At 28.3% G+C, this 16,459-nt stretch carries 14 protein-coding genes and 1 tRNA gene; 11 read left to right on the top strand and 4 right to left on the bottom strand.

Annotated elements, in window-relative coordinates; translation table 11 throughout:
* Positions 1–573: 573 nt before the first annotated feature.
* Entirely contained in the window at positions 574–999 is a 426-nt protein-coding gene (locus tag ACSIGE_RS03330; protein ID WP_440881374.1) for a DUF2147 domain-containing protein, read from the bottom strand.
* 581 nt (positions 1,000–1,580) lie between these two features.
* Positions 1,581–1,715: a hypothetical protein gene (locus ACSIGE_RS03325; RefSeq protein ID WP_440881373.1), complete on the bottom strand. Its 135-nt coding sequence runs from the start codon at positions 1,713–1,715 to the stop codon at positions 1,581–1,583.
* 611 nt (positions 1,716–2,326) lie between these two features.
* Between ACSIGE_RS03325 and ACSIGE_RS03320 the strand changes: the two genes are divergently transcribed.
* The 4 genes from ACSIGE_RS03320 to ACSIGE_RS03305 all read left to right on the top strand — a co-directional run bounded on the left by ACSIGE_RS03320 (position 2,327) and on the right by ACSIGE_RS03305 (position 5,418).
* The gene (locus ACSIGE_RS03320; protein WP_440881372.1) at positions 2,327–2,563 is read left to right on the top strand and encodes a hypothetical protein; all 237 of its coding nucleotides are present in this window, start codon (positions 2,327–2,329) and stop codon (positions 2,561–2,563) included.
* 201 nt (positions 2,564–2,764) lie between these two features.
* The gene (locus ACSIGE_RS03315) at positions 2,765–3,088 is read left to right on the top strand and encodes a hypothetical protein (protein ID WP_440881371.1); all 324 of its coding nucleotides are present in this window, start codon (positions 2,765–2,767) and stop codon (positions 3,086–3,088) included.
* 210 nt (positions 3,089–3,298) lie between these two features.
* The gene (locus tag ACSIGE_RS03310) at positions 3,299–4,762 is read left to right on the top strand and encodes a S41 family peptidase (protein WP_440881370.1); all 1,464 of its coding nucleotides are present in this window, start codon (positions 3,299–3,301) and stop codon (positions 4,760–4,762) included.
* A 416-nt stretch (positions 4,763–5,178) separates the two neighbouring features.
* Positions 5,179–5,418, top strand: coding sequence for a hypothetical protein (locus tag ACSIGE_RS03305; protein ID WP_440881369.1), 240 nt, complete (start codon positions 5,179–5,181; stop codon positions 5,416–5,418).
* Between the two features lie 1,354 nt (positions 5,419–6,772).
* Here the strand turns inward: ACSIGE_RS03305 and ACSIGE_RS03300 are convergent.
* Together ACSIGE_RS03300 and ACSIGE_RS03295 are read right to left on the bottom strand one after the other, a co-directional pair.
* The gene (locus ACSIGE_RS03300) at positions 6,773–7,300 is read right to left on the bottom strand and encodes a KdsC family phosphatase (protein WP_440881368.1); all 528 of its coding nucleotides are present in this window, start codon (positions 7,298–7,300) and stop codon (positions 6,773–6,775) included.
* Positions 7,284–8,036: a Rossmann-like and DUF2520 domain-containing protein gene (locus ACSIGE_RS03295; protein WP_440881367.1), complete on the bottom strand. Its 753-nt coding sequence runs from the start codon at positions 8,034–8,036 to the stop codon at positions 7,284–7,286. Before ACSIGE_RS03295 ends, ACSIGE_RS03300 begins: the two co-directional genes overlap by 17 nt.
* Before the next feature lie 370 nt (positions 8,037–8,406).
* On the opposite strand from ACSIGE_RS03295, the gene bshB1 reads away from it, so the two are divergent.
* The 7 genes from bshB1 to ACSIGE_RS03260 all read left to right on the top strand — a co-directional run bounded on the left by bshB1 (position 8,407) and on the right by ACSIGE_RS03260 (position 16,059).
* Positions 8,407–9,123: a bacillithiol biosynthesis deacetylase BshB1 gene (gene bshB1, locus ACSIGE_RS03290; protein WP_440881366.1), complete on the top strand. Its 717-nt coding sequence runs from the start codon at positions 8,407–8,409 to the stop codon at positions 9,121–9,123.
* Positions 9,124–9,178: 55 nt separating this feature from the next.
* Positions 9,179–9,254: transfer RNA gene (locus ACSIGE_RS03285), tRNA-His, on the top strand.
* Positions 9,255–9,553: 299 nt separating this feature from the next.
* Complete coding sequence (locus ACSIGE_RS03280; RefSeq protein WP_440881365.1) at positions 9,554–10,489, top strand: threonine ammonia-lyase; 936 nt, start codon at positions 9,554–9,556, stop codon at positions 10,487–10,489.
* 250 nt (positions 10,490–10,739) lie between these two features.
* On the top strand, positions 10,740–11,762 hold the full coding sequence (locus ACSIGE_RS03275) for a threonine aldolase family protein (protein WP_440881364.1): 1,023 nt from the start codon (positions 10,740–10,742) through the stop codon (positions 11,760–11,762).
* 151 nt (positions 11,763–11,913) lie between these two features.
* Entirely contained in the window at positions 11,914–12,978 is a 1,065-nt protein-coding gene (locus tag ACSIGE_RS03270) for a prolyl oligopeptidase family serine peptidase (RefSeq protein WP_440881363.1), read from the top strand.
* Positions 12,979–13,569: 591 nt separating this feature from the next.
* Entirely contained in the window at positions 13,570–14,937 is a 1,368-nt protein-coding gene (locus ACSIGE_RS03265; RefSeq protein ID WP_440881362.1) for a cysteine dioxygenase, read from the top strand.
* A 588-nt stretch (positions 14,938–15,525) separates the two neighbouring features.
* Positions 15,526–16,059: a hypothetical protein gene (locus tag ACSIGE_RS03260; protein ID WP_440881361.1), complete on the top strand. Its 534-nt coding sequence runs from the start codon at positions 15,526–15,528 to the stop codon at positions 16,057–16,059.
* Positions 16,060–16,459: the final 400 nt, after the last annotated feature.

Genomic DNA, 16,459 nt, shown 5'->3' with positions numbered 1-16,459 from the left:
GTTACTTTAATATTCTTTAAAATATATTAGTAATTCCATCTAGAACTTACCCTTGTATTTTACTAAAACTGCGTATTAACTTTTATAGAGTGAAATGTATGAAGTTGTAATGTTTGGTTAACACGCAGAAATTTTAAAAAGAGACCTTAAAGAAAATGAAATAAAGTGAATTTTAAAATAAGTGTTATTACTAATAATTATACCCGTATTAATTGTTTTAGTATAGGTACAATTACTAGTTATTTCTGCCAGAAAACTTTGAAATGAAAATTTAATATTTATTTTCAGTACTTAATTTATCAAACGGACACAATCATTGACTCAATAGAATTAGTTGTTTAGTTACTAGCTTAGATATTAGTTATTCTTTTATTATATTTTACGGTTAAATGAATTGAGAGAGGTGTAATCAAAAAATGGTTCTATGAGCTTGTACAAAAATAAGTGAATATATAGTTGAAAATTTACCAGACGAAAGAATAAGTGTAATAATTCAAAATCAATAAATGTATAATAAAATTTGATTTGAAGCGATTCTTTAAAGAAATAGACGACCTGTTATTATATATTTTGTTAGTTAGTTTTTCTGTGCCAATAGGCAGTTCTACCAAGTAATGAAAAGCCAATATAACCTCTTATCTTAAGTTTATTATTTTTTTCAAGTTTTATGTAACATTTATATTCTTTACCATTTTTAGGATCTAGTATTTTACCGCCATTCCATTCATCTCCTTCTTTTTTAAGACCAGACAGAATATTCATTCCTAGTATAGGCTTATTTTTTCTTTTTCCACTACATTTTTCACATAAAGCGTTTTGTCTATTTTTATCCTTAATTTCTATAATTTTAGCAAATGCTTTACCATTTTTCTCGTAAACTTCAATAACACTGTCTACTTCATTGGTTTCTTCATCACGGTTTTCCCATTTACCAAATATTGATTGCGAATTTATGTGTGTGGTAATTAAAAGGAGTAAGACGGTAATTAGTCGTTTCATATGTATTTAAAAATTAATTATTTTTAGTTTCTAATATTTTAATTTACTACCCAGATAATAGAGCGAAATATTTATCAACGCTTTTAGTAAAAAGGCATGAAATTAAGTAACTGATGCAATTTAATAAAATTATTTATTCTAAATAAGTATCAATAAATATGCCGATTATTGTTTTTTTGTAGTAAAATGAATTTTTTTTGATGTTTTTAACAATTTAAAGTGGTTAAATACAATAAAAACAAAAAGTGGAAGTAAAGCCAACTATTTTTTTATTCATTTAGCTAAATAGAAAGTAATATACTCTATTTCTATAGGCCTTAATTTATTCTAAGTGTATTATTTAGTAAGGTGTTTTATTTTTGGGTATCGCAATAGGTGTCAATTTTTATTTTTTAGAGTCTTTCTAATTCATTAAACAAGCTATCAAAAAAAGTAAATGATAAACATTCCTTAAATTAATTATTTGCATTTTTGGATTTAATAAAAGCTTTGGAGTTTAAAAAAGTCTCGAATATTTTTTTAGTATAAGAGATATTAGAAATTTTCTTTATCTCTTTATATGTAAACGGTATTTTAAAACTTTATAAATTGTTAGTTTTATTTTCAGTAAGAGTTTTACTACCATCAGTTGAATTGATATTTATATCCATTAATTCTTGATTATTTCTTGAACCTAAAAAAAGATTCCACATTGTTTTGATGGAAAGCTTCCCCATTTGTTTTGAACTTGATAAATAGACATTTTTAATGATTTTCGTTTAATTTTTATGTAAAATACCTGTAATTAACAGAGATTAAATTTTAAAATTCTATTTTCTTATACTTGTAATTTCCATTAAAGTTAAATACAATTAAAAAGAAAAACAACGTAGTTTCTATAAGTGGTTAACAGTGAATAGGATCATTTAAATCTACTTATTATACCTGTTTTTAAATTAATCAACTATATTTAAAGATGTTACTTTAAGAAAAGTAACAGAAAGAAATTGTTGAACTAAAAGCTTTAGTGCAGAACTAACTAAAAGATAAAAACTAAGCACTTTAGGACTTAAAAACACACTTACCGCATAACCTCTTTTACAGATGGTTTTTTTATGGTCAAGGTCTAATAAACGAATTACAAATAGCAGTAGTGTAAAATGTTTAAAAAGAGATTGTTAAAAATAATTGAAGATATAGTTGATTTAAGTGACTGTAAAGAACTAAATTTATTTGTAATGATAACAATATTTAAACTATATTAAACCTGTAGTTATTTCGCTACGCAAAAACAATTTATATAATGGAAAAACAAGTTTTAGTATAGGGTTTTAAAAGTCAAGGGTTTGTGGAAAATAATGATGCTGTTTTTATTTTTAAAAAGGATTTAATTGATCTCGAAACTATTGAGGAGCACAGTATTCATGAGGATGAGGTACCTTGTTTACTTTATGGTAATACAGGTATTAATTCAGGTTTTTGCATTTATACAGGGGAACATTTTATTTGGTTAAATTGTCAAACACCAGAGGAAGCTGTTAAAGTATCTGATACTATCGTATCTTTTGAGCCAGTTTATAAATAGTAGGTTCTCCAATGACTTAAAAACGGAAAAGTTCTTTTAAATAATTGTGGTGAGTTAAATAAACGTTTTCATTCGGATAAATAATGTTCCTTAAGTATTTAAATTATTAACTTTTGTTTTTTTAAGGCAATTTAAATTAATATTATATTTGTAGTGGAAATATACACGGATCTGAATACTTGATGGTTAGATGTAGTTACAATGGGTGAAAGAAAAGCCACAGATCAAGATTTAGATTATTTACTAAAACTAAGGTTGGAGAATGCAAAATATCGTTCAGAATCGGTAGTACAAAAGCCATTAAAAATGGATTTTTTTAAGAACCATACCACAGAATGCCTTACTGACAGAGATTGTGAGGTTTTCATTACCTATGATAATAGCGAAACAGTCGGGTATATTGTTGGTTTCATTAACAAAAATCATCCAATTTTTGATCTAGTAAAAGATGCTTTGATTGATGACTTTTACGTTAAGAGTAGTAACAGAAAAAAGGCTATGGAAGTAAATCGTATGATAATATGATTGAATGGTTTAAATCAAATAGTATTGGACGCATTAACTTAAATGTGTATTTAAGCAACTCTTTTGGAAATAATTTTTTGAAAAAAGAAAACTTCACAACACAATTCAATAGAAAATCAAAGAGGATTAAAATTAAACTAGCTAACAAAAACTAAAACCAATTAAAACTGGTTTTAGCCAAAATGTTGACCTTTATTAAACATTAAAAACATGACAAAATCAATTTCTTTTCTTTTTACATTATTGTTTACTAATCTATGTTTTTCCCAAGACATAAAAATCGAAGAACTAACATTTGATGATTATTTGTTTGACTTATCTATATTGGACAGCTTAATAGAAAAGCAACATCCCAATCCTTATAAATTTATTTCTAAAGATGAACAACTGATTTTTAGGAACCAAGCTATTAAAAACTTAAAAAAGAGTCCAACATTTTCAAATTTTATAAAATGTACAAACCGTTTTGGGGATGGACACCTCATATATACTCCAAAGGATGAATTTAAGGATTACATGATAGATAAATATACCTATTTCCCTTTTCCTGTTATAATAAGAGATGGACGAATGTTTGTAAACATAAAGGGGTATGAATTAAAATACCAAACAGAGATTCTGTCTATACAAAACAAGTCTGTAAAGGATTTATTAAGGATATTTAACAAACATATTCATGGAGATGGATATTCAATTACCTCCACAGAGTCAAACCTTTCAGATTTTTTCCCAGCTAATTACGCAAACTTCATTGAATCAAATGTAAATAAATTCAAAATTGAATACCTATCCTATGAAAGCAATAAAACAGGCAATTTGACAGTAGATCCTGTAGATTATTATGAAATTTATAGAAGACAGCTTTTGGCAATACAACCAACCAATCGTTTAGAACAAGAGAAAGCAATTGTTTCTAGATATTACAAGAGTAGAAAAACAGGAGTAATTACCGTGAATACTTTTTATTTTAACGAATCTAGTGCTTACAAAGAAATGAGTGCATTTTTCAAAAAAATTAATAGCGAAAAATATAAATCGGTTATCATAGATCTAAGAATAAATGGAGGAGGAAATCCAAATATGGCGGCACTTCTTTTCTCTTTTATAATTGACTCTAACTTCAAAAACAGTTTTAATTATAAAATGAAAAATATAAAGATAACAAGGGAAAATTTATTAAGTGATAATGGTAATCCAGCAAGTGATGATGAGATAGAAGGATTTGAAAATTTTTTATATCAACGATTTAATAAAAACGAAAAAGGTCGTTATATAGGAAATGAAAGACTTAAAGAAGGAGTTTTAGAGAACTTTCCCCCAGACAAGGATAGCTTTAATGGTGATGTTTATTTAATGGTAGGGGGGAAAACGTTCTCTGCCTCAGTATTTTTTGCCAAACTTTTTAAAGATCATAAAAGAGGAAAAATTATTGGGATTGAAACAGGAGGTAATGAAAACAATACCTTCGCTGGGTATTTCCTAAATTATAAACTACCAAAAACAAAGCTTACGGTAAGAATTCCAATTACGGAGTTATATTTTGGAGAAGGTAAAGAATCTAATCATGGAATTATACCTGATATTACTATTCCAATAAAAAAATATCAAGAGTACCTAAGGAAAGAGCAAGACCCAGAATTGCAATATATAATGGATAATTACATCAAGTTATAATTTTTTGTAAAAACAAAAGGTAATAAATTATAATAGTCGAGATATTAGTGAAATCAAGGAATGTAGCCTGATTCAATTTCATAGCAAATTTTGAGCCCTACAGTTAACTTATATTCTTATATCAAAGGTTAGTTGCAGGTAAAAAAAGGCGATTCATGAAAAAACAAATAGTAAAAATATTATCCATTATTTCATCATCAGTGTTAACTGAATTGACATATAGAATTTTAATCCTCAAATAAAAAAATTAAGAGAGCATGAATTAGAGTTTATGGATAAAACACAAAAGGGAAAGATTAAGTTTGGTGAATTCGATATTCAAACATATAAACGGGGTAATTCAAAAGATGAAAATTTTTCTTATTTACGGTTGAGAAGGTCAAGCAGGTAATTTCACAGACATAATAAAGAAGCTTTTGAAAAATAATTATTATGTCATTTCATTTGATGGACCTTTTCATAGATTTAGCAGTATAGGAAAAACAAGTTTGTACGAATTTAGTGATTTCATTGGAAAAATGATAAAAGAAAATGATTGCAGGAAGTTGATAAGTCATTCCTTTGTAAGAGTAGCAACAATTTACGCCTTGTTTAGAAACAAGGATATTGAAATAGATAAATATGTTTTACTGATTACCCCTGATAAATTTAAATAAGTAAACTCTCAGAATTTTTTTAAAAATTACATTTGCGGTTTACGATAATTTTTGAAGCAGTAAAGCCTCGGTTGTTGTCTCTAAAAAAACAATCATAGAATGATTAACATAGTGAAAGTGATAATAGGTACTAAACTTAATTTTTTTGATAGCAAATGTTCCATAAGCTTTTAATTATTTCATTATGTTCAGAAGGAGTAACCTTTATGTATTTAACAATACAAAAATATGAAGGAATTTCATTTTTTTTTGTAGTAAAAGACCTGAGACACGTATGTGAACTAATAAAAGATATTTAGGATAACTACCGTCAACTTTTTTTACAGACTTTTTGCCCGTTAGTTCATCTGTAAAACTTTTAAATACTTTTCCGTTTAATACTTCGGTCAATCCAACCCTATTACAAATTATTTTAATTTTCTCATTGAAAAAACTTTGGTTTATTTTTATAGGGATAGCTCTTTTTTAATAATTTGTTAATATGAGGATCAATTGGGGGCATTATTGTTTTTCCTGCACTACTTTTTGTCTTCTATGGCTATCTCTCAATAAATCTATCAGCTAAATTAATTTCTGGTAAGTTTAAAAAATCCCTTATGCGAAGTTCTGTTCATACACCAATAATAAAAAGGTCTCTTTATATTTGATATAATCTAATCTAATCTAATTCTTTTATTCCTGTATTTTTCAAATTCAATTATTTTTTGTGAGGTAACAGAATAATTAGATATAGTTTTTTTGCTAAACTTGGTTTTAGTTTTTCTGTTGATGATAATTAGGTGTTTTCTCAACGAAGTCAGTAGGATAATCAAAAAAGTAGATGAAAGCCTTACCAGTTTTTTCTTTATTAAATTCTTTAGCGAAATCTTTTTTTTATTTTTTTGGCAATAGGAATAGAAGCGTTGTTTAAGTCAAAATTAGATATAGTCTTGTCAAATAAATCAGAATATTTATTCAAACTTCTCTTAATTAAGTTTAAGTCTGAATATTCGTTTTTGAGTAATGTCATTTGAGTTTCTTTATTCCAATCTTCGCGTAGTATTTTTTGTTTAGTAGAATAAACAAATCCTCCTTATTTCTTTGAGATAAAATATTTGAATTAAATATAGCTTTTTAAGTTTTATCACTTATTAAAAATAAAGCTCAAGTAATCAATTTTATCTAAACAAAACGAATTAATTTTTTAGAGGTATTATTTATTTTAGCACACATAAATAAAAATTAATATTTTGTAAAAATTTGAAAAAAAAACTTTGAGCTTCATTTGCTTGGGAGTAATTAATTATGAAAACTTAAAAGAACTATTCATTTCCATATTCTATAAAGCGAGGCTAATCCTATTTTTTATAAATTACTAATCATATTTTGCGTCGAAATTTTCATCCCATTTTTCTTGAACTCTCATTACTTGTTCAATAACATCTCTAACACAACCTTCTCCTCCTTTTTTATCAGAGATATATTTAGAAACATTTTTTATTTCACGGGCACCATTGTTTGGGCTACAAGGCATACCAACTAACTTCATTACTGGTAAGTCTGGTAAATCATCTCCCATGTAAAGGACATTTTCATGATTTAAATTGTATTTTTTAACCAATTCATTGTATTGATCGACTTTATGATGAGCACCAAGATAAATATCTTTGATTCCTAATTTAGCAAGTCTTATTCTTACACCTTCATTAGTTCCTCCAGAAATAATACATATTCTATAGCCGTTATCAATAGCAACTTTTAGTGCAAATCCGTCTTTTACATTCATGTTTCTAACAAGCTCTCCATTTGGCATTATTGTAATCATTCCATTGGTTAAAACTCCGTCTACATCAAATATTAAAGTGTCAATTTGAGGAAGTATTTCTTTATAACTTTTTTCCATTTATAATTGATTCTGTTATTGTTTTATAGAGTTCTCGATGTTTATCATCAAGAACATTTAAATGTTTTTTTATGGTGTTAATATCGTTTCGTAAAGCAGGACCTGTTTGAGCTTTTTCGGGAGACAATATTGCAACTTTTGCAGCAGTTTCTTCTATTAAAGGGAAAAGAATTTCGAAGGGAATATTGTTTTTTTTACAAATTTCGTTTCCTACTGAATACAAGTGATTGGTAAAATTATTTACAAATACAGCGGCGACATGAAGATAACTTCTTTGTTTGGAATCAATATGATATATCTTTTGACCAATGGCTAAAGCTACTTCTTCTAGAAGTTTTAAATCCTTGCTTTTTTCGGTTTCTAAGCAAAAAGGAACTTCTTTAAAATCAACCTTTTTATTATTGGAAAAACTTTGTAATAAATAGAAAACACCTCTTCGATTTGTATTTCTAATTGCTTTCAACGATACGGTTCCGGAAGTATGTACAATAAGTCCTTCTACTGAAATTTTTGAAGAAACTTCTTCTATAGCGTCATCAGATACAGCGATAATATATAAATCAGCATCTTTTAATTTCTGGAGGTTACTAGTAATATTAATTTGGCTTTTATGTTCTTTCAGTTTATTCGTATTTCTGACAAAAACCTCAATTAATTGAATATTACTGGCACCTAAAAATGCATTAATTAGGTGATTAGCAACTTTTCCTCCTCCGATAATTGAAACTCTAATCATGTAGCGAATTTATATAAATTTATTGAAAACTACTTTTTAATTATCCTGTATTATGTATGTACAAAGTAGTGTAATTAAAACAATGATGTTAATTATTTGTTACCAAGTACTATTATGAATAATGATGGTTTATTTGTATCGGTTAAAAGCAGCTAAACTCAAATTTGATTTTATTTGAATGGAGAATTATTACATAACCAGTCATTTATTTCATGATTTATTGAAACGACTGATATAATTATTTATTTTTGACTTATAATTCTATATAGTAACCTATGAAATACATTGTCTAGTTTTAAATACTAACAAATACTAGCTTATCAATTAGGTTACAGATTAAAATAAAAATGAATAAAAAACAAATCAATTGATGAAATTAGATATACTAGCGTTTGGTGCACATCCTGATGATGTTGAATTAGGTTGTGGTGCAACTATTGCTAAAGAAGTTGCTTTAGGAAAAAAAGTAGGCATTATAGATTTAACCAGAGGAGAATTAGGTACAAGGGGCTCTGCTCAATTACGAGATGAAGAAGCATCAAACGCAGCAAAAATTTTAAATATCACCGTTCGAGAGAATTTAAAATTTGCTGACGGTTTTTTTAGTAATGATAAGGCACATCAATTAGCGGTGATTAGGATGATTAGAAAGTATAAACCAGAAATTGTTTTATGCAATGCCATAGATGATAGACATATTGATCATCCAAAAGGAAGTAAATTAGTAGCTGATGCTTGTTTTTTGAGCGGATTATTGAAAATAGAAACAGACATAAATGGGGTTCCTCAAGAAAAATGGAGACCAAAACAAGTATTTCATTATATACAATGGAAAAATATAGAACCAGATTTTGTGGTAGATGTTACGGGGTACATGGATCATAAGTTAGCATCAGTAAAGGCTTATCAATCTCAATTTTATGATCCGAAAAGTAAAGAGCCTGAAACGCCAATAACAAGTAAAAATTTCGCGGATAGCATAAAATATAGAGCCAATGATTTAGGAAGGTTAATTGGTGTTGAATTTGCAGAGGGTTTTATATCAGATCGTTATATAGCAGTTGAAAATTTGAGTAAATTAATTTGATAAAATGTTTGGTTAGATAGTATAAACCTTATATATTTGCACTCGCAAATCAAATGGTGGTTGTAGCTCAGTTGGTTAGAGCGCCGGATTGTGGTTCCGGAGGTCGTCGGTTCGAGACCGATCTTCCACCCAAAATTTAAGCCTTAGTATACACTAAGGCTTTTTTTATTACTCTAGGCATGGCCCATATATCTTTTAACGTTTATAAGTTCAATTTTTAAAGTATTTTAGATTTTTATAAAATAAAAGCTATTCTTAATGCCAAGATTCATTATAAAATTAAGGAATTTCAATTTTAATGATAAAGCATATAAAAAATAAGCTCGTTTTTTTCAAATACACTAGTTTTGAAGGTGTATTACTATGATAAGCGTTTTGTCATGATTTACTAGTAGATGTTAAGTTTATGATAATTGTAAAACAGTAAAAAATGTATAAAGAGGATATAATAAAAGCACACCAACGAATAAAACCCTATATTCATAATACACCAGTTTTAAGTTCAAATCTGATTAATAAAATTGTTGGGGCAAAGCTGTATTTTAAGTGTGAAAACTTTCAAAAAACAGGTGCATTTAAAATGCGAGGTGCAGCCAATGCAATTATACAATTAACCAAAGAGGAGAAAGCCAGGGGAGTAGTAACGCATTCGTCTGGAAATTTTGCTCAAGCATTATCATTAGCAGCTAAAATTCTTGGAGTCAAGGCTTATATTGTGATGCCTAAAACAACATCTGAAGTAAAGAAAAATGCTGTAAGAGAATACAATGGGAATATTATAGAATGTGAACCGACCCTACTAGCAAGAGAAAATAGTGTAAAGAAAATCCAAGAAAAAGAGGGCGCTACTTTTATTCATCCATCAAATGATTTAAATGTTGTCTTAGGTCATGGAACAGCGACAAGAGAACTATTAGCAAATCAAGTCAATTTAGAATATATTGTTACTCCAGTAGGAGGTGGTGGTTTAGTAGCCGGAACTATTATCGCAACAACATGCTTTGCTAAAGATTGTAAAGTAATTGGAGGTGAGCCCTTTGAGGCGGATGATGCATTTCGTTCTTTACAAAGCGGGAAAATCGAGTCTAACAAATCAATAAATACAGTAGCCGAAGGTTTAAAAACACAATTAGGAAGCATAAATTTTCCGATAATTCGAAGAGGTATTGAGAAAATAATTCGTGTATCAGAAAAAGAAATAATTAGTGCAATGCGTTTAGTTTGGGAGCGATTAAAAATAGTTTGTGAGCCATCTTCAGCGGTTGCTTTAGCAGCTATAATAAGAGAAAAAGAGAAATTTAAAAATAAAAATATAGGGATTATTATTTCGGGTGGCAATGTTGATTTGGATAAATTACCATTTTAATTATATAAAAATACTCATAAATATTTTTAAAAAAGGGTGATACACTTAATTAAATTCGATATGAGGTTTGTCAATGGTAGCCTATTGAAATATTAGTTTGTAAAAATAAGATATATTAAAATCTTATTTTAAGAATTGCTTTTAGTAATAGGAAAAATAGACTTTTATTTGCTTTTTAAGAAGTAAAAGATGATTCTTCATGGATATTCTGGAATGTAATCTTATTAATTTAAATCAAAAAACAAATAGTATGAATAAATACAGTTTTAAAAATGATTATGGGGAGGGGACGCACGAAAGAATTTTGACAGCATTAAATAAAACAAATTACATTCAAAAAGAAGGATATGGAGAAGATAGCTTTTGTGAAGAGGCAAAACAAGCAATTCTTGAAAAACTAGGTAATAGAAAATCAGAAATTCACTTTTTATCTACAGGAACACAAGCGAATTTAATTGTAGTTTCTTCAATATTAAAGCCATATGAATCTGTTATCGCTCCATTAACGGGTCATATTTCAGTACATGAGACAGGGGCAATAGAAGCAACAGGTCATAAAATAAATACAGTTGAAACAAAAGATGGAAAATTAAGAGTTCATGATATTCAACTAGTACTTGATGCTCACCAAGATGAGCATATGGTAAAACCCCGTTTAGTTTATATTTCAAATACAACTGAAATTGGAAGTATTTATTCAAAAAACGAAATCAAAGCGCTTTCAGATTTTTGTAAAAAAAATAATTTGTATTTATATGTTGATGGTGCACGTTTGGGTTCAGCTTTAATGTCAGAAAAAAATGATTTAACTTTATCAGAGCTCGCAAGTTTTGTAGATGTGTTTTACATTGGAGGAACAAAAAATGGAGCACTAATAGGTGAGGTTATTGTTATCAATAACGAAAAAATGAAAAAAGATTTTAGATTTCATTTGAAGCAAAAGGGAGCATTATTAGCCAAAGGAAGAATTTTTGGAGTTCAATTTTTAGAATTATTTAAAGACGATTTATATTTTGATTTGGCAAAACATGCAAATTTAATGGCTTCGAAATTAGCAAAATCAATGAACGAGTTAGATTATGAGTTTATTACTGAACCCGTTTCAAATCAAATTTTTCCAATTCTGCCTAATAAATTAATTAAAAAACTTGACAAGAAATATGGTTTTTATATCTGGAAAAAAATTGATGATAATAATTCGGTAATTAGATTGGTAACTTCATGGGCAACAAAGGAAGAATTTGTAGATCAATTTATATCAGATTTGAATTAAATTATTTCTTATCTTTTTACTAATTCTCCTCTTCGGAAAGTAAAAATTAGAACTGCGAAACTTTAAATTAAAAAGAAAAAGGTGTCTGATAATTAAACCTTTATAAAATAAATAAGTCTTATAATTATATAAGATTAAAAAGTAATGTAGTATGCGGAAAATAATTTATTTATTGATGTTGAGTGTTTTATTCTTGACTGCTTGTAGTAGAGAACAGGTAAGTTTAGAAGAAAATGGAATACCGGTAGTCAAGGCTGAATCGTTTTTTACAGTTCTAAAAGATGAAAATATTAGATATGCAGATGGGCTTGGTCATAATAGTTTGAGTTCTATTCCTTTTTCAATTCCCATATATTTGGATGTTTACTACCCTAACAACTTTGAAACCCAAAGACCTGTTTTTATGTTTATTCATGGCGGAGGTTTTACTGGAGGAATAAAACACAAACCTGAAATTGTTGAAATGGCTAATTATTATGCTTCAAGGGGGTGGGTTTTTATTTCCATAGATTATAGAACAACGGAAGAATTAGGAGATGCGGAAGGAATGAGTTCCGACGAAGTTCTTACTTATTACAAAGGAATTGCGCCAGAAGAATGGATAAAACACGCCTTACAAGGAGCAGAAACTCTTAAACAATTTCAGCAAGCTATAGCAATGTATGCGGCTCAAAGAGATGCTAAAGCAGCTCTTCGCTGGATTATGGCGAAGGCAGATACCTACAACATTGATAAGGATTTTATAACAGTTGGTGGTGCCTCAGCAGGTGCAATTACGACTATAGCTTTAGGAATTTCAAATCAGGAAGATTTTAGAGATGAAGTTACTATAAACGATGACCCTACACTTGCCACAACACACCTAAACGAAACCTATAGCGTAAGAAGTATGATTTATTTTTGGGGTTCAAATGCAAAATTGGATTTATTCGAGGCAGTTTACAATTTAAAACAATACGCTAGATATGATGTTGATGATCCTGAGCTATTTATGGGACACGGGGAAGCAACAGATCCTGTTACTCCTTATGAAGAGGCACTGGAATTACAAAGTGTTTATGATTCTTTAGGAGTTTATAATAAGTTGGTAACTTTATTATTACCTAATGGTGAGCCTGCAGGTCATGGAGCTTGGAATGCAAAGGTAGATGGTAAAGGTTTGTTTGAGTTAACGTTTGACTTTTTAGTAGAGAGACAAAGTTTAATTGTTGAGTAGGAAACACAATCAGTCTATTGTGCTCAAATGAAACTTAAGTTAAAACTGATATCAGTTTCCTTTGATTATATTACGTTCAAAACTAAAAATAACTAAAAATGTGTGACTGTTTTATAGTACCTGGATAGTAAGCAAATAATGCAACAGATAATGCAGCTAAAAAAGAGATACTTTAAATTCTTGTCAAGAAAAGTATTTTTAAAAAGTTGAATAGTATTTTTTTATTTTAATGTTTTGATCATCATTGTGTTTTTGTTGCTGTGTTTTAAATTTATGCTTACAAAATAAGCAGGTGTTAAATAAATGGACTATTTGAAATTATGTGATGATCAGTTTGATTCTCCATAAAAATAAGCTATCTTCAGAAGGTGATATCAAAAATTGATAGATATCAATTTCAGTATATTTTACATGAATAACTTTATATGTTTAACTAGAGAAAGATAATTTTTAGTTTAAAAACTATGTAATTAAATAAATAGTTACAGCTTACTTTGTTATGAAGAATTCAAAAAAATATGCTAAATAAATCTGAATCGTACTGAGTACGGTTTGGTTTTAGATTATTTGTAACCAAATTTAATATATATTATGTCAAATCATGATGATAGGTTTTCAGTCGTAAAGCCTAAAAAACCAGAATTTAACGATGATATTGTTACGCTTCCTGTGGCGGGGCAAGGGGTAATTATATTTTCTCCAGAGAGTAAATCTTCAAAAATAGAGTTTTCAGATCCTATTAGAAAAAAGTATTCCAACACTTATCAATATTTTTGTTTTGAAATAAATGAGTCTGATTGTAATTTTTTTGCATCAAAAAAAACATATCCTGAACTTGAAGATCTACTTTTTTCAACAAATAAAGGTTATGATAGCTATCCAAATGGTCCCTTTTGGTTAAGTATAGATTTTGAAAACAGATTACTAAAAGGAGGGTATGGAGAGCCAAGAGCAGAGTTAGTTCTCTTTAGTTTTAATTTTTCTAAAGGAGAATTGAAAGAAGGAAATGTGGAGCCAAACTTACATCCAACTGAAGAAGATGACCCAGCAATATCTGAATATAGATGGATAAAAGAAATGAGTAAAATACAACTTACGAATACTTCAAAATTATTTGCTGTTTTTAAAGATCCTATAACTGTAAATGTGGCTATGGCAGTTAAAGATATGAGTCAAATTACCATGTGGGATGTGTCGAATAATATGGCAACAGTTCCTGCAAATTTACCAAGTGTTTGTCAAAAATTATTTGAAAATGTGGGTGGTGTAAATTTTAATCTTCAATCAGTTAATAAAGACTATAATTTGGATGAAAATTTTGATTTTGCAAAAGCCATTCAATATAGTATTGATACACCAGGTAAAATATGTTATAATATCATTGAGGAAAAAGCGAAAAGAGAGGTAGAGACTGGCTTTGGAGATCCTAATATGGTTTATTTAAGAATAACTATGGGAGGAAATCAAGGGGAGTCTCCAGGAATTCCATATGTTATGGAAATATGGCCAAGTAATAAATATTCTCCAATACACAATCATGGTGGCAGTGAGGCTGTTATTAAGGTGCTTCATGGCGAAATAGATGTTGATTTATTCGCTACTCTGAAAAAAGCTTCCCCGAGTACTAATAATTTAATGCAAGCAATGAAAGAAGCTTATAAACCTGAGCTTTTTAAAACTTGTAAATTTAAGTTAGATGAGGTAACTTATATAACGCCTTGGCTTAATCAAATCCATCAACTAAAAAATAATAATCCAGTAGATGCTTGTATCACTATACAATGTTATGGCTATCCTGAAAATAGTGATGTTCATTATGAATATTTTGATTGGTTAGATACGAATAAACATGAGACTGGTGAATTTTTTCCTGATTCTGACTTTAGTTTTAATGATTTTGTGAAGGCAATATATGAGGAGTATAAGGAAGTGCATGCAAGTAATTTAATTATGAGTTAAAAAAGTTTCATACAACAAAAAACTAACAAATAAAACAAAAATAAATTAAGGCCTATATATGAGAGGCCGATAATATTACTACACACCCCTTTGAACATTATTTTTGATCAAAGGGATGTGTAATAAATTTAAGATCACTAACTGTTATGAAAACCATAATTTTTATATTATAGATAGTTGAAATCTTATCATGACATAAAATAAGTCAATCAAAGTAAAACTTTCGATATTTTCTTATTTAGTTTAAGTAATCGATAAACATCTAATTATTATAGCTATAAAACTATTTTTTTTGTTTAAAATACTCGAATTATAATAAGTACTTTAATTATTAACTTATAATTGGGCATACTTTATATAATAATAGAAATTAACTTCGAGAAATATTTATTTGGTAAGATTAAAGTCATACGTCATTTTAAGTTTTAGTATTATTTAAATTATTTTGAATATTGTTTATTAAGTTGGTTTTAACATAAAAGCCAAAAAGCGTAAGTGAAATTAAAAACTTATGTTAAATGTACCCAGCTAGGTAATGTGATATAAATTAAACACTTAATATTGCAACCGAAATAAAAAATAAATAAAATGAAACATTTAACAAAAGGTGCTTTGGCATCACTACTCCTTCTAGGGGTATTTACTTTTACAAGCTGTTCAGATAACGATTCTGAATTACCTCAGATTGAAAATAAAACGGAGCTAATTGATAGTAATGGTATGGCTTCAAGAGGAGTTCAAGTAGAATTGCAAAGATTAAACAAAATCAAAGGTAATGCACCACAGGAGAATAGACGTCTCAGAAATGATATAACTGAGATTGTTGATGAACTAGAGTTTCAACATTTAAGTGGCGATGAAGGTACCAAAGTAAAATTTGGTGGAAAGAATAGTGATCTCAGGATTGATCTACAGGGCTATCTTAAAAATGGAGATGCTAATATTCAAGTTCAATATAAGCAATACACTTATTGCGCTATAATTTTAGATAGTAATGCTTATTCAGCAGGTGCAGAAAATGAAACAGGAATACTTAATTATGTTAAATTAGGACTAATGGAAAGCTTAAAAGACAACACGGTTTATAAGGTAGCTGTTAACATTACAAATGATAGGCCTTAAAAGAAGAGCTTGTATTTAGTTTAAAACTACATGTTAATGTAAAATTACTTTTTTGTGTAAAAATTTTAAAATGTAGTGATATATATTACTTCTTTTTTGAAGAAAAACACCTTTTACGAGGTGTTTTTTTATGTCCAAAATTTAACTAGACGAATTATAAATAAAGAATAGAGTGAAAAAATTATTTAAAGAATTATCATTTCTAAAAAAATGAAAAGCTGTCAGAACATGTTTAGGGGAAATTATTTTTTTGGGATGTTTTTTGTTCTGACAGCTAAAATTAAACTAATTATAATAATGAAAACTGTTATTTAAGGGCGTACTTAATTTATCTATTATTCTTAATTATATTACAAGTATATTATTGATTTTCCAATAAAAAGAGCATTAGGTATTTGTG

Origin of the sequence: Tenacibaculum profundi (genome assembly GCF_052050075.1) — a bacterium.
GTDB lineage: Bacteria > Bacteroidota > Bacteroidia > Flavobacteriales > Flavobacteriaceae > Polaribacter.
Note: the sequence above shows the minus strand (reverse complement) of the source record. Positions and strands in the feature narration are given on the sequence as shown.

Excerpts from the sequence above, each read along its gene's own strand:
- ACSIGE_RS03330 (WP_440881374.1), bottom strand. The coding sequence starts at position 999 with ATGAAACGACTAATTACCGTCTTACTCCTTTTAATTACCACACACATA.
- ACSIGE_RS03325 (WP_440881373.1), bottom strand. The coding sequence starts at position 1,715 with ATGGGGAAGCTTTCCATCAAAACAATGTGGAATCTTTTTTTAGGTTCA.
- ACSIGE_RS03315 (WP_440881371.1), top strand. The coding sequence starts at position 2,765 with ATGGGTGAAAGAAAAGCCACAGATCAAGATTTAGATTATTTACTAAAA.
- ACSIGE_RS03310 (WP_440881370.1), top strand. The coding sequence starts at position 3,299 with ATGACAAAATCAATTTCTTTTCTTTTTACATTATTGTTTACTAATCTA.
- ACSIGE_RS03300 (WP_440881368.1), bottom strand. The coding sequence starts at position 7,300 with ATGGAAAAAAGTTATAAAGAAATACTTCCTCAAATTGACACTTTAATA.
- ACSIGE_RS03295 (WP_440881367.1), bottom strand. The coding sequence starts at position 8,036 with ATGATTAGAGTTTCAATTATCGGAGGAGGAAAAGTTGCTAATCACCTA.
- bshB1 (WP_440881366.1), top strand. The coding sequence starts at position 8,407 with ATGAAATTAGATATACTAGCGTTTGGTGCACATCCTGATGATGTTGAA.
- ACSIGE_RS03280 (WP_440881365.1), top strand. The coding sequence starts at position 9,554 with ATGTATAAAGAGGATATAATAAAAGCACACCAACGAATAAAACCCTAT.
- ACSIGE_RS03275 (WP_440881364.1), top strand. The coding sequence starts at position 10,740 with ATGAATAAATACAGTTTTAAAAATGATTATGGGGAGGGGACGCACGAA.
- ACSIGE_RS03270 (WP_440881363.1), top strand. The coding sequence starts at position 11,914 with ATGCGGAAAATAATTTATTTATTGATGTTGAGTGTTTTATTCTTGACT.
- ACSIGE_RS03265 (WP_440881362.1), top strand. The coding sequence starts at position 13,570 with ATGTCAAATCATGATGATAGGTTTTCAGTCGTAAAGCCTAAAAAACCA.
- ACSIGE_RS03260 (WP_440881361.1), top strand. The coding sequence starts at position 15,526 with ATGAAACATTTAACAAAAGGTGCTTTGGCATCACTACTCCTTCTAGGG.